Source organism: Mycobacterium sp. 29Ha, from assembly GCF_032883055.1.
Taxonomy (GTDB): Bacteria; Actinomycetota; Actinomycetes; order Mycobacteriales; family Mycobacteriaceae; genus Mycobacterium; species Mycobacterium gallinarum.
Genome location: NZ_JAMQTI010000025.1, coordinates 1 through 12,839, shown reverse-complemented (window position 1 = coordinate 12,839; position 12,839 = coordinate 1). Strand labels below are relative to the sequence as shown.

Here is a 12,839-nt window from a genome sequence, read left to right as displayed (position 1 = left end):
ATGCCAAAACCGGGGTCCGAGCGCGTCATCCTGGCGTATTCCGGTGGTCTGGACACCTCGGTCGCGATCAGCTGGATCGGCAAGGAGACCGGCAAAGAAGTGGTTGCGGTGGCCATCGATCTCGGCCAGGGCGGCGAGGACATGGAGGTGGTCCGGCAGCGGGCCATCGACTGCGGCGCGGTCGAGGCGGTCGTCGTCGACGCCAGGGACGAATTCGCCGAGCAGTACTGTCTTCCCGCGATCCAGTCCAATGCGCTGTACATGGACCGTTACCCGCTGGTGTCGGCACTGAGCCGCCCGCTGATCGTCAAGCATCTCGTGGCGGCCGCACGCGAGCACGGCGGCGGAATCGTCGCGCACGGTTGCACCGGCAAGGGCAACGACCAGGTGCGCTTCGAGGTGGGATTCGCCTCGCTGGCACCGGATCTCGAGGTCCTCGCCCCGGTCCGCGACTACGCCTGGACCCGGGAGAAGGCCATCGCGTTCGCCGAGGAGAATGCCATCCCGATCAACGTCACCAAGCGCTCGCCGTTCTCGATCGACCAGAACGTCTGGGGCCGTGCCGTGGAGACCGGCTTCCTCGAGCATCTGTGGAACGCGCCGACCAAGGATGTCTACGACTACACCGAGGACCCGACGGTCAACTGGAACACCCCGGACGAGGTCATCGTCGGATTCGAACGCGGCGTTCCGGTTTCGATCGACGGCCGCGACGTCAGCGTGCTGCAGGCCATCGAGGAACTGAACCACCGCGCAGGTGAGCAGGGCGTCGGCCGGCTCGACGTCGTCGAGGACCGCCTGGTCGGCATCAAGAGCCGGGAGATCTACGAGGCCCCGGGAGCCATGGTGCTCATCACCGCGCACACCGAACTCGAGCACGTCACGCTGGAGCGCGAACTGGGCCGGTTCAAGCGTGGCACCGACCGCAAGTGGGGGGAGCTGGTGTACGACGGCCTCTGGTACTCGCCGTTGAAGGCGGCGCTCGAGTCGTTCGTCGCCAAGACGCAGGAGCACGTGTCCGGCGAGATCCGGATGGTGCTGCACGGTGGGCACATTGCGGTGAACGGCCGGCGCAGTGCCGAGTCGCTGTACGACTTCAACCTCGCGACCTACGACGAGGGCGACACCTTCGACCAGTCATCGGCCAAGGGCTTCGTGCATGTGCATGGACTCTCGTCGAAGATCTCCGCGCAACGGGACCTGGCAGGCCGGTAGGCATGAGCACCAACGAGGGCTCACTGTGGGGCGGCCGGTTCGCCGACGGCCCGTCGGACGCCCTTGCGGCGCTGAGCAAGTCGACGCATTTCGACTGGGTGCTGGCGCCCTATGACATCGCGGCGTCGAAGGCGCATGCGCGGGTGCTCTTCCGGGCCGGGCTGCTGACCGAGGAGCAGCGCGACGACCTGCTCGTCGGTCTGGACAATCTGGCCTCCGATGTCGCGGATGGCAGCTTCGGGCCGCTGGTGACCGACGAAGACGTTCACGGTGCCCTGGAGCGCGGGCTGATCGACCGGGTCGGCGAGGACCTTGGCGGACGGCTGCGCGCGGGACGGTCGCGAAATGACCAGGTGGCCACCCAGTTCCGGATGTGGCTGCGCGACGCCGTCAGGCGTGTCGCCGACGGGGCACTCGAGGTGGTCTCCGCGCTCGCGACTCAGGCCGCGGCGCATCCGACGGCGATCATGCCGGGAAAGACGCATCTGCAGTCGGCGCAGCCGATCCTGTTGGCGCATCATCTGCTCGCCCACGCGCATCCGTTGCTGCGCGACGTCGACCGCATCGCCGACTTCGATAAGCGAGCCGCAGTGTCGCCGTACGGATCCGGCGCCCTGGCGGGATCGTCGCTCGGACTGGATCCCGACGCGATCGCCGAGGAACTCGGTTTCGACGCGGCGGCCGACAACTCCGTCGACGCCACGGCGTCGCGTGATTTCGCCGCCGAGGCGGCGTTCGTGTTTTCGATGATCGCCGTCGACCTGTCACGCCTCGCTGAAGACATCATCCTCTGGAGCACAACCGAATTCGGTTACGTCACGCTGCACGACTCCTGGTCCACGGGCAGCTCGATCATGCCGCAGAAGAAGAACCCCGACATCGCAGAGCTGGCCCGCGGCAAATCGGGCCGCCTGATCGGCAACCTCACCGGGTTGTTGGCGACGCTGAAGGCGCAGCCGCTGGCGTACAACCGGGACCTGCAGGAGGACAAGGAGCCGGTGTTCGACTCCGTTCTTCAACTCGAACTGCTGTTGCCTGCGATGGCGGGCCTTGTCGCGACGCTGCGGTTCGACGTCGACCGGATGGCCGAACTGGCCCCGCTCGGCTACACGCTGGCCACAGACGTCGCCGAATGGCTGGTGCAGCGGGGAGTTCCGTTCCGCGTGGCGCATGAGGCCGCAGGCGCCGCGGTGCGTGCCGCCGAAGCTCGCGGGGTCGGCCTCGAGGATCTGGAGGACGCCGAGCTGACGGGCATTCACGCGGAGCTGACGCCTCAGGTCCGTGAGGTGCTCACCATCGACGGGTCGGTGAATTCCCGGGACGCCAGGGGAGGCACCGCGCCCATCCAGGTCGCCAAACAGCTCGGTGCCGTCCGCGCGACCAGCGACCGGCTGCGGCTGCGGCTGCGGCGTTAGTCGTCGGCGGCGGCCAGCCAAGCCTCTTCGAGAGATTCCTTGCGCGCCAGCATTTCCTGCAACTCGGCATTGAGTTCACCCGCTCGCACGTGATCGGCGGCCGCCTGGGCCATCGATTCGTGCACCGCGACGATCCGCTCGTCGAGCTTGGCGAGTTGACCCTCGATGCGCGCCATCTCCTTGCCCGCCCGCCGTTCCCGCGCCGACGCCGATTCATTGCGCTGCGGTTCGGTGCGCACCGGTTCGGGGGATGTCGCTGCCGCCCGCTCCGAGAGGTATTGCTCGACACCGCCGGGCAGCAGATCACACCGCCCACCGCCGGTCAGCGCGTACGTGACATCGGAGACCCGCTCGAGAAAGTACCTATCGTGCGTCACGACGATCAGCGTCCCCGGCCAGCCGTCGAGATAGTCCTCGATCACGGTCAGGGTGTCGATGTCCAAATCGTTGGTCGGCTCGTCGAGCAGCAGCACGTTGGGTTCGTCGAGCAGCAGCCGCAGGAACTGGAACCGCCGCCGCTCACCGCCCGACAGGTCCCCCAACCGTGTCGTCAACTTGTCCCCGGTGAACCCGAAGTCCTCTAGCAGTGACGACGCGCTGACCTCGCGTCCACCCGCCAGTTCCGTAGAACGGCGGGACCTTTCGACCGCATCGAGCACGCGGTCGGTGGGGTCCAACTCGATCAGAGCCTGGCTCAGGTGGCCGATCTTGAGTGTCTTTCCCTGCTTGAAGGTTCCGGCGGTGGGTGTGAGCTCGCCCGCCAACAGCTTCAGCACGGTGGTCTTGCCGGTGCCGTTCACACCGACGAGACCGATGCGAGCACCAGGCCCGATGGACCAGTCCAGCTTGTCGAGGATCACTTTGTCGCCGGCCTCGAGGCGCACCCGGTGTAAATCGAAGACGTCCTTGCCCAGTCTGGCCGTCGCGAAGCGTTGCAGGGCAAGGGAATCACGCGGTTCCGGTTCATTCGCGATGAGGTCGTTGGCCGCCTGGATGCGGAACTTCGGCTTCGACGTCCGCGCCGGCGGTCCACGCCGCAGCCACGCCAACTCCTTGCGCATCAGATTCTGGCGGCGCGCCTCGACCCCGGCGGCCAACCGCGCACGCTCCGCGCGGGCCAGGACATACGCCGCGTACCCGCCGTCATAGGCGTCGACGGTGCCGTCGTGCACCTCCCACGTTCTGGTGCACACCGCGTCGAGGAACCACCGGTCGTGGCTCACCACCACCAACGCCTTGGCGCCGCGCACCTTGAGGTGATCCGCCAGCCAACCGATGACCTCGACGTCCAGATGGTTGGTCGGCTCATCGAGCACCAGAACGTCGTGGCCGGCGATGAGTTCGGTCGCCAGCGCGACCCGCCGCCGCTCACCGCCGGACAGCTGGCCGACCTCGCGGTCCAGGTCGACGTCCGATAGCAGATGGGACACGACGTCGCGGGTGCGAGATTCAGCGGCCCACACGTGGTCGGGCCGGCCGCCGACGATCACGTCCCTGATGGTCGCGCCGCTGAAGTCGTCGCTCTGGCGCAGGTACCCCACCGACAGCCCCGAGGTGTGGGTCACCCGGCCGGAGTCGGGCGCACGGGTGCCCGTCAGCACCTGCAGCAGCGTCGACTTGCCGTCGCCGTTGCGCCCCACCACCCCGATCGCGTCGCCCTCGTCGACTCCGAGGCTGACGGCGTCGAGCAGCGTGCGGGTGCCGTACCCGACGCTCGCGCGTTCAACATTGATCAGATTCGCCATCGCGCCCGATGATAGGTGGCCCCGCAGTGCGCCAAAGCCGTCGCGCGAGGGCCACCGTCGATCCAGACGATCACCAACCCGCGCTATGCCATGATCATGGCAGCAGTCGGGGGATTGGCGAGCTAGGGGAGCGTGCGTTGGTGGACCTGTCCGGATTGACCCGACCAGTGGAACGACTGGTCGCGACCGCGCAAAACGGGTTGGAAGTCCTGCGTTACGGCGGCCTGGAGACCGGAGCCGTGCCGTCGCCGTTTCAGATCATCCAGAGCGTGCCCATGTACCGGCTGCGGCGGTATTTCCCACCCGACCCCAGGCCGGGAGCAAAGCAACCCGGACCGCCCGTGTTGATGGTCCATCCCATGATGATGTCGGCCGATATGTGGGACGTCACCCGCGACGAAGGCGCCGTCGGCATCCTGCACAAGGCGGGCATCGACCCATGGGTCATCGACTTCGGGTCGCCCGACAAGGTCGAGGGCGGGATGGACCGCAACCTGGCCGACCACGTCGTCGCGCTGAGCGAGGCCATCGACACCGTCAAAGAGGTGACCGGCCGCGACGTCCACCTGGCCGGCTACTCGCAGGGCGGCATGTTCGCCTACCAGACCGCCGCCTACCGGCGGTCCAAGGACCTCGCCAGCATCGTGGCCTTCGGCTCACCCGTGGACACCCTGGCCGCGCTGCCGATGAACCTGCCGGCCAGCCTGGCGCCCGCCGCCGCGGACTTCATGGCCGACCATGTCTTCAGCCGCATGGACATCCCGGGCTGGCTCGCCCGCACCGGTTTCCAGATGCTCGACCCCATCAAGACCGCGCAGTCCCGTATCGACTTCCTCCGCCAGTTGCACGACCGCGAGGCGTTGCTGCCCCGCGAACAACAGCGGCGATTCCTGCAATCCGAAGGTTGGATCGCCTGGTCGGGCCCCGCCATCGCGGAACTGCTCAAGCAGTTCATCGCCCACAACCGCATGATGAGCGGCGGCTTCTCGATTCATGGCGACCTTGTCACCCTGTCCGACATCGACTGCCCCGTGCTGGCCGTCATCGGTGAGGTCGACGACATCGGTCAGCCGGCGTCGGTGCGCGGGATCAAGCGCGCGGCCCCGAAGGCGGATGTCTACGAATTCCTCATTCGCGCAGGACATTTCGGGCTCGTTGTGGGTTCCAAGGCGTCGACGCAGACCTGGCCCGCGGTCGCTCAGTGGGTCAAGTGGATCGACAGTGCCGGGGATATGCCCGAGGGCGTGACGCCGATGGCGTTGCAGCCTGAGGAGCACAGCGAAACTGGTGTCTCACTGAGCTCGCGGGTGGCGCACGGCGCGAATGCCGCGACGGAAATGGCGTTCAGCCTGGCCCGGTCGGCGGCCGACGCGCTGGTTGCGGCCAACAAATCAGCGCGCGCGATCGCGGTCGAGACGTACCGCACCCTGCCCCGCCTTGCTCGGTTGGGCCAGATCAACGAGTACACCCGAATCTCGTTGGGCCGGATCATGACCGAACAGGCTCGCGACCTCCCCAACGGCGAGGCGTTGCTGTTCGACGGCAGGGTCCACACGTACGAGGCGGTGGATCGACGCATCAACAATGTGGTCCGCGGTCTGATCGGGGTGGGCGTTCGGCAGGGTGTGCACGTCGGTGTGCTGATGGAGACTCGGCCGAGTGCGCTGGTGGCGATCGCCGCGCTCTCGCGCCTGGGCGCGGTGGCGGTGCTGATGCCGCCCGACGCCGACCTGCCGACCGCCGCCCGCCTGGGTTCGGTGTCCGACATCATCACCGATCCCGGCAACCTCGAGGCCGCGCAAAGGCTCGACATGCGCGTGCTGGTGCTGGGCGGCGGTGAGGTGCGCGACCTGGATCTACCCGAGGACGCCGACGTCATCGACATGGAGAAGATCGACCCCGACGCGGTCGATCTGCCCGGCTGGTACCGGCCGAATCCGGGACTCGCGCGGGACCTGGCGTTCATCGGGTTCAGCTCGATCGGCGGTGAGTTCGTCGCGCGGCAGATCACCAATTACCGCTGGGCATTGTCGGCGATCGGCACCGCGTCGGCCGCGAACCTCGGACGGGGCGACACGGTGTACTGCCTGACCCCGCTGCACCACCAATCCGGACTGCTGGTCGCGCTCGGGGGCGCGGTGGTCGGCGGATCCCGCATCGCACTGTCGCGGGGTCTGCGTCCGGACCGATTCCTTCAGGAGATCCGCCAGTACGGCGTCACCGTCGTCTCCTACACCTGGGCGATGCTGCGCGACGTCATCGACGACCCGTCGTTCTCGCTCACCGGCAGCCACCCGGTCCGGTTGTTCATCGGCTCCGGCATGCCGACCGGTCTGTGGAAGCGGGTGACCGACGTATTCGAACCCGCCCAGATCGTCGAGTTCTTCGCGACCTCGGACGGGCAGGCCGTCTTGGCGAACGTGTCCGGCGCCAAGGTCGGCAGCAAGGGTCGGCCGCTGCCGGGCAGTGGTGAGATCGCCCTGGCCGCCTACGACCCCGACGACGACCTGATCCTCGAGGACGAGCGGGGATTCGTCCGCCGCGCAGAGGTCAACGAGGTGGGAGTGCTGCTTGCCCATCCGCGCGGGTCGGTCGACCCGACGGCATCGGTCAAACGCGGGGTGTTCGCACCCGCGGATACCTGGGTGTCCACCGAGTACCTCTTCCGGCGAGACGACGACGGCGACTACTGGCTCGTCGAAAGCCGCGGTCAGCTGATCCACACGCTGCGCGGTGTCGTCTACGCCTCGACGGTGAACGATGCCGTCAGCCGCCTCGATGCCGTGGACCTGGCGGTCACCTACGGGGTGGAGACCGACGGCCACTGCCTCGCCGTGACGGCGCTGGCGCTGCGGCCGGGCGGGACCATTCCGTCCGCGGACCTGTCCGAAGCGCTGGCCGACCTGCCGGTCGGCAATCCGCCCGACGTCGTTCACGTGGTGCCCGAGATGTCGCTCAGCGCGTCGTTCCGGCCACTGTTGAGTCCGCTGCGCGAAGCCGGAATTCCCAAGCCGTCCCGTAACGCCTGGTATCTGGACACCGATACGAATCGGTACAAGCGGTTGACCGTCGCGGTGCGCGCCGAGATCGCTGGTGGGTGACTGCGACGGCCGTGCCATGCGGTCGACTCGCTGTTAGGCTCCCGCTGGCGGCAAATCGCCACCGGGCCGGGGAATCAGTGGTCTATCGCGCTGGAGGATTGATGACATCGCAGGCCGGAAATACCGACGTCAAATGGCGCCGCGCCATCGTTGGCGGGGTGATCGTCGCAGGTCTGATGTCCGGCTTCGGTGTCTCGACCGCGTACGCCCAGCCCGATTCGGGGCCGTCTGACACCCGCGCACCGGGCGAAAGCTGCACGGGCGACGACTGCAAGAAGCCGGTAGAGGGCGAGGCGCAGGCGGCGGGCGAAGAGCAACCGACGATGACCGCCGATCAGGCGCTGATGATCATTCACAACGAGTACAACATGGGTGACGGCGGCGGCCAGCTGTCGAAACTGATCGACGACGTGATGAACATGCGCGCTCAAGGGTTCAAGCCGTCCAACGCGAACAAGTTGGCGATCCAAGACGCGCTGGAGTACCGACCCAACCAGACGCCGCTCGTCGAGGCATTGAAAGCAACGCTCGCCTATCAGCGCAAGCTACAGGCGCAGCAGCAAATAATGGCTCAGCAACAGGGGCCGGTCGCCGGACCCGTGCCGGTCCTCCCGGGCTCGTCCGTGCAAGCGCCGGCCGGACCCGGCACCATGACCATCCCGCTGGGCTGACGCGCGGCTGTGCTCGACGAAAAACTTCTGAACATCCTCGTCTGCCCCGAGGACCGCGGCCCGCTACTCCTGGTGGGCGACGAATTCCTGTACAACCCGCGGTTGCGGCGTGCGTATCGCATCGAGGACGGCGTTCCCGTCCTGCTGATCGACGAAGCCGTCACCATCACCGATGACGCCGAACACAATCGGCTGCTGGAGCGGTCAGGCGAATCCGGGTAGCTCCCCGGTGAGGTAGCGCTGCAGGTTCGGTCCAATGGTCTCGGCGATCTGCTCGACCGGCAGCGTTTTGAACGGATCCAACTCCAGGATGTAGCGCGCCATCACCACGCCGACCAGTTGCGATGCGACGAATTGCACGCGGATGATCCCGCTTCCGGGCGGATCATCTACGCGGGAGCCGACTTCCCTGGCGACAACTTCCTGCAGAAACGATCGAAACAGCGAGATGTCATTGCCGGCCAGAATCGATCTCAAAGTGGCGATGAACCCCTTACCCAACTCGGAGTCCCACAGCGGCAGCAGAAGTCGTGGCAGCGTGTGGCCGATCTCCTCGACGGGTATCTGCTTCAGCGGACCGATGATCTGCATCGGGTCGATGGGGATGTGAATCGCCGCGGCGAACAGCTCGGTCTTGGTGCCGTAGTAGTGATGGACGAGCGCGGGATCCACGTCCGCATCGGCGGCGATTGCGCGGATCGATGTCTTGTCAATCCCGTTGCGGGCGAACAACTCCCGCGCACTGGCCAGAATCCGTTCGCGGGTGTCGGACGTTCCGGGCGGTCGCCCGGGACGCTTGCGTTCAGCGTTTGTGGTCAAAGCCTTTACGGTGTCCTTCGTCGTAACGTCGCCGCGGCCAGGCACAGCGCCACGACGGCGAAGCCGATGACGACGGCGATGTCGCGCACCGCGATGAAGGTCGGCTCGGCGTACGCGCCGACCTGTTGCAGCGCTTCCAGAGCGTAGCTGGCGGGCATCACGTTGCTGATCCATTGCAGCCAATCGGGCAGCACGTCGCGGGGCACGATGATGCCGCACAGCAGTAGCTGCGGAGCGATCACCAGCGGCATGAACTGCACCGCCTGAAACTCGGTGCGGGCGAACGCACTACACAACAGCCCCAGCCCGACCCCGAGAACCGCGTTGATGATCGCGATGGTGAACACCAGGATGGGGCTGCCCGCGGTATCGAGGCCGAGGAACCAGAACGACACGATGCAGGCGAGCGTCGCCTGCGCGGCGGCGGCGATCGAGAAGGCGGTGCCGTAAGCGGCCAGCAGGTCCAATCGGCGCAGGGGAGTCGTCAGGATCCGCTCCAGCGTGCCCGAAACGCGTTCGCGCTGCATGGTGATCGACGTGATCAGGAACATCACGATGAGCGGGAACACCCCCAGCATGATCAGGCAGGCATTGTTGAACGGCGACGGTGCACCGGGCGGATGCGGTGCGTTCTGGAACATGAAGTACATCAGCGTGATGACGAGGCTCGGGACGACGAGGATCATCGCCACGCTGCGGTGATCGGCGGCGAGCTGGCGCAGGATCCGCGTGGTGGTGGCCAGGTAGGCCTGCGGGCTCAGCCGGCTGGGACTCTTCAGGCTGCGGTGCTGTGCCGGATGACGGACAGGAACGCTTCCTCCAGTGACTGGCATCCTGTGTCCTCTCGTAGCTTCGTGGGTGTCGTGTGTGCGAGGAGGTGGCCTTCGCGCATGAGCAGCAGGTCGCCGCAGTGATCGGCTTCGTCCATGACGTGACTGGACACCAGCAGCGTCGTGCCGTGCGCGGCGAATCGCTGGAACTGTTCCCACAGGTCGACCCGCAGCACGGGGTCAAGGCCGACGGTGGGTTCGTCGAGCACCAGCAGATCGGGGTGCGACACCAGTGCGCAGGCGAGTGAGGCGCGAGTGCGCTGACCACCGGACAGATTGCCGCACAACGCAGTTCGATGATCGTCGAGCCCGACGGTGGCGATCGCCTCGTCAACGTTGGCGGCGTCGACGCCCGTCAATGCGGCGAAGTACCGGACGTTGTCGATGACTCTGAGGTCGTCGTAGATCGTCGGATCCTGGGTGACGTATCCGACCCTGTGCCGCAGCTCGGCCGATCCGGCCGGGTGGCCAAGCACCGTCACGGTGCCCTGTTCGATGATCTGCGTGCCGACCACGCTGCGCATCAGCGTGGTCTTGCCGCATCCGGACGGACCGAGCAGTCCGGTGATGGTGCCGCGCGCGATCCGGACCGTGATGTCCTCCAACGCAACGCGCTTACCCCTGATGACCCGCAGGTTTTCGACGTCGATCGCGGCGTCGGCAGCTCCGTCAGGTAATTCACCGTCCGATGAACTCATCATGTGGTGAATAATGCTCCCCGCCGATGGTGGTGTCAAGGATGGCGGGCAGAATCGCAGCGGTGAGCGTGCGCCGGCTGTCCGTGGACCCGCTGACCGCGGCGCGACGCCTACTCGGAGCGACGCTGGTCGGCCGCGGCGTGAGCGCGATGATCGTGGAGGTCGAGGCCTACGGCGGCCCCCCAGACGGACCATGGCCAGACGCGGCTTCGCATTCGTATCGCGGCATGGGAGGGCGCAACACCGTCATGTTCGGTCCGGCCGGGCGGCTCTACACCTACCGCAGCCACGGCATACATGTCTGCGCGAACGTCGTGTGCGCCACCGACCAGGTGGCGGGTGCGGTGCTGCTGCGGGCCACTGCGATCGAATCCGGCGCCGACGTCGCGCAAGGCCGCCGCGGCGAAGCGGTCCGCCCCGCGGCACTCGCTCGCGGCCCCGGCAATTTGTGCTCGGCGTTGGGAATCACGATGGAAGACAACGGGATTGACTTGTTCGACGCGAAGAGCCCGATCCAACTGGTGTTGGGGGAGAAGCGCGACGGAGTCGCCGGTCCGCGTGTCGGTGTCAGCAAGGCGGCCGATCGCCCGTGGCGATTGTGGCTGGCCGGACGTCCCGAGGTGTCGCTATATCGCCGCAGCCCACGGGCACCGGCTCCCGGCGAAAGCGACTAGTGCGAGAAGATCGGTGCTGTGACTTCTACGGGCGCATCCATCCTCGATGAGCTGGAGTGGCGCGAGCTGATCGCGCAGTCCACCGACCGGGACGCACTCGCGGCGGCGTTGGCTGCGGGTCCCGTCACCGTCTACTCCGGATTCGATCCGACGGCGCCGAGCCTGCATGCCGGGCACCTCATACCGCTCCTGACGCTGACCCGCTTCCAGCGGGCCGGACATCGTCCGATCGTGCTGGCGGGCGGCGCCACCGGCATGATCGGCGATCCGCGCGACGTCGGCGAGCGCACGCTCAACAACGCCGACACCGTCGCCGAGTGGGCCGACCGGATACGCGGCCAGCTCGAGCGCTTCGTCGAGTTCGATGATTCGCCCACCGGCGCCGTGGTGGAGAACAACCTCACCTGGACCGCCCAAATGCCCACCATCGAATTCCTGCGCGATGTCGGAAAACATTTCTCCGTCAACGTGATGCTCGACCGTGACACGGTGCGACGACGACTCGACGGTGACGGCATCTCGTACACCGAGTTCAGCTACATGCTCTTGCAAGCCAACGATTACGTCGAGTTGCACCAGCGGTACGGCTGCGGACTGCAGATCGGCGGGTCCGATCAGTGGGGGAACATCATCGCCGGAGTCCGGCTGGTCCGCCAGAAGACAGGGGCTACGGTGCACGCACTGACCACCCCGCTGGTGACGGACTCCGAAGGCCAGAAGTTCGGTAAGTCGACTGGAGGTGGCAGCCTCTGGCTCGACCCGGAGATGACCAGCCCGTACGCCTGGTACCAGTACTTCGTGAACACCGCGGACGCGGACGTCGTCCGCTATCTGCGATGGTTCACGTTCCTGTCGCCCGAAGAGTTGGCGGAGCTGGAGGAGGCAACCGCCGAACGGCCGCATGAACGTGCGGGTCAGCGCCGATTGGCCCGAGAGCTCACCAACCTGGTCCATGGGGAGGCGGCCACTGCGTCGGTCGAGCACGCCAGCCAGGCCCTGTTCGGACGTGGCGAACTCGCGCAGCTCGACGAGTCGACGTTGGCCGCGGCCCTGCGCGAGGCATCGGTCGCCGAGCTGGCGCCGGGCGGACCCGACGCGATCACCGACCTGCTGGTGGCCAGCGGTCTGTCGGCGAGCAAGGGGGCCGCCCGCCGCACCATCGGCGAGGGCGGGGCCTACGTCAACAACGTCCGTATCGAGAGCGAAGAGTGGGTGCCGCAGCCGTCGGACTTCCTGCACGGCCGCTGGTTGGTGCTGCGACGGGGCAAGCGGAATATTGCCGGCGTTCAACGCGTTGACTAGTTCGTCGGGCGATTGCGGCCCGACCAAGATTGGTGTCGTCACTCGGGAACAAACTCCGCGGGTGGCGCGTTGAACCCCATGAACAACGAGTCGACGCACTGATTGTGCGCTCGATGCGGCGGGATCGAAAGACACGCCCCATCAGCCCATTTGACTCAGAGTTATCCCTCACGTAACTTATCGGAGTCGCTGCGACACGGGCCAAAACCCGGCGAGCGCGGCGGCTCCCAGAGGGAAGCCTCAACTTCGGTTGGGTTCCTGATTGTCCGCATACGAGCCCGCGGCTTTTGCCGCGGGTTGGTTGCGCGGTCGAGCGGGTGTGTTGTTTGAGAACTCAATAGTGTGTTTGGTGGTTTTTGTTTGTTGTTG

At 66.6% G+C, this 12,839-nt stretch carries 11 protein-coding genes; 7 read left to right on the top strand and 4 right to left on the bottom strand.

The genetic code is table 11. The features are described from left to right. Together M1248_RS26080 and argH are read left to right on the top strand one after the other, a co-directional pair. Positions 1-1,215 (top strand): argininosuccinate synthase, encoded by a 1,215-nt coding sequence (locus M1248_RS26080; RefSeq protein ID WP_163728897.1) that lies wholly within the window; start codon positions 1-3, stop codon positions 1,213-1,215. 2 nt (positions 1,216-1,217) lie between these two features. Beyond that, complete coding sequence (gene argH / locus M1248_RS26075; protein WP_163728894.1) at positions 1,218-2,630, top strand: argininosuccinate lyase; 1,413 nt, start codon at positions 1,218-1,220, stop codon at positions 2,628-2,630. On the opposite strand, the gene M1248_RS26070 is transcribed toward argH, so the two are convergent. Then, entirely contained in the window at positions 2,627-4,375 is a 1,749-nt protein-coding gene (locus M1248_RS26070; RefSeq protein WP_163728891.1) for an ABC-F family ATP-binding cassette domain-containing protein, read from the bottom strand. The two genes, argH and M1248_RS26070, sit on opposite strands and share 4 nt — an antisense overlap. A 137-nt stretch (positions 4,376-4,512) precedes the next feature. Here M1248_RS26070 and M1248_RS26065 point away from each other — a divergent pair, with 137 nt between their 5' ends. From M1248_RS26065 to M1248_RS26055, 3 genes are all read left to right on the top strand, one after another. Further along, the gene (locus M1248_RS26065) at positions 4,513-7,476 is read left to right on the top strand and encodes an acyl-CoA synthetase (protein WP_174262044.1); all 2,964 of its coding nucleotides are present in this window, start codon (positions 4,513-4,515) and stop codon (positions 7,474-7,476) included. Between the two features lie 101 nt (positions 7,477-7,577). After that, complete coding sequence (locus M1248_RS26060) at positions 7,578-8,147, top strand: hypothetical protein (protein WP_163728882.1); 570 nt, start codon at positions 7,578-7,580, stop codon at positions 8,145-8,147. Between the two features lie 9 nt (positions 8,148-8,156). Next, positions 8,157-8,369 (top strand): Trm112 family protein, encoded by a 213-nt coding sequence (locus M1248_RS26055; RefSeq protein WP_163728879.1) that lies wholly within the window; start codon positions 8,157-8,159, stop codon positions 8,367-8,369. Here M1248_RS26055 and M1248_RS26050 read toward each other — a convergent pair. The 3 genes from M1248_RS26050 to M1248_RS26040 are packed head-to-tail and all read right to left on the bottom strand — an operon-like array spanning position 8,352 to position 10,497. Then, entirely contained in the window at positions 8,352-8,966 is a 615-nt protein-coding gene (locus M1248_RS26050) for a TetR/AcrR family transcriptional regulator (protein ID WP_163728876.1), read from the bottom strand. The genes M1248_RS26055 and M1248_RS26050 overlap by 18 nt on opposite strands. Positions 8,967-8,971: 5 nt before the next feature. Next, positions 8,972-9,799, bottom strand: coding sequence for an ABC transporter permease (locus M1248_RS26045; protein ID WP_232076112.1), 828 nt, complete (start codon positions 9,797-9,799; stop codon positions 8,972-8,974). Then, positions 9,742-10,497 carry an ABC transporter ATP-binding protein gene (locus tag M1248_RS26040; protein WP_317150165.1) on the bottom strand — a complete coding sequence of 252 codons (756 nt, stop codon included), beginning with the start codon at positions 10,495-10,497 and terminating at the stop codon, positions 9,742-9,744. Before M1248_RS26040 ends, M1248_RS26045 begins: the two co-directional genes overlap by 58 nt. Positions 10,498-10,535: 38 nt before the next feature. Between M1248_RS26040 and M1248_RS26035 the strand changes: the two genes are divergently transcribed. Both M1248_RS26035 and tyrS read left to right on the top strand, forming a co-directional pair. After that, positions 10,536-11,168, top strand: coding sequence for a DNA-3-methyladenine glycosylase (locus tag M1248_RS26035; protein WP_317150164.1), 633 nt, complete (start codon positions 10,536-10,538; stop codon positions 11,166-11,168). An 18-nt stretch (positions 11,169-11,186) separates the two neighbouring features. After that, complete coding sequence (tyrS, locus tag M1248_RS26030) at positions 11,187-12,470, top strand: tyrosine--tRNA ligase (RefSeq protein ID WP_317150163.1); 1,284 nt, start codon at positions 11,187-11,189, stop codon at positions 12,468-12,470. The last annotated feature ends 369 nt before the right edge of the window (positions 12,471-12,839 follow it).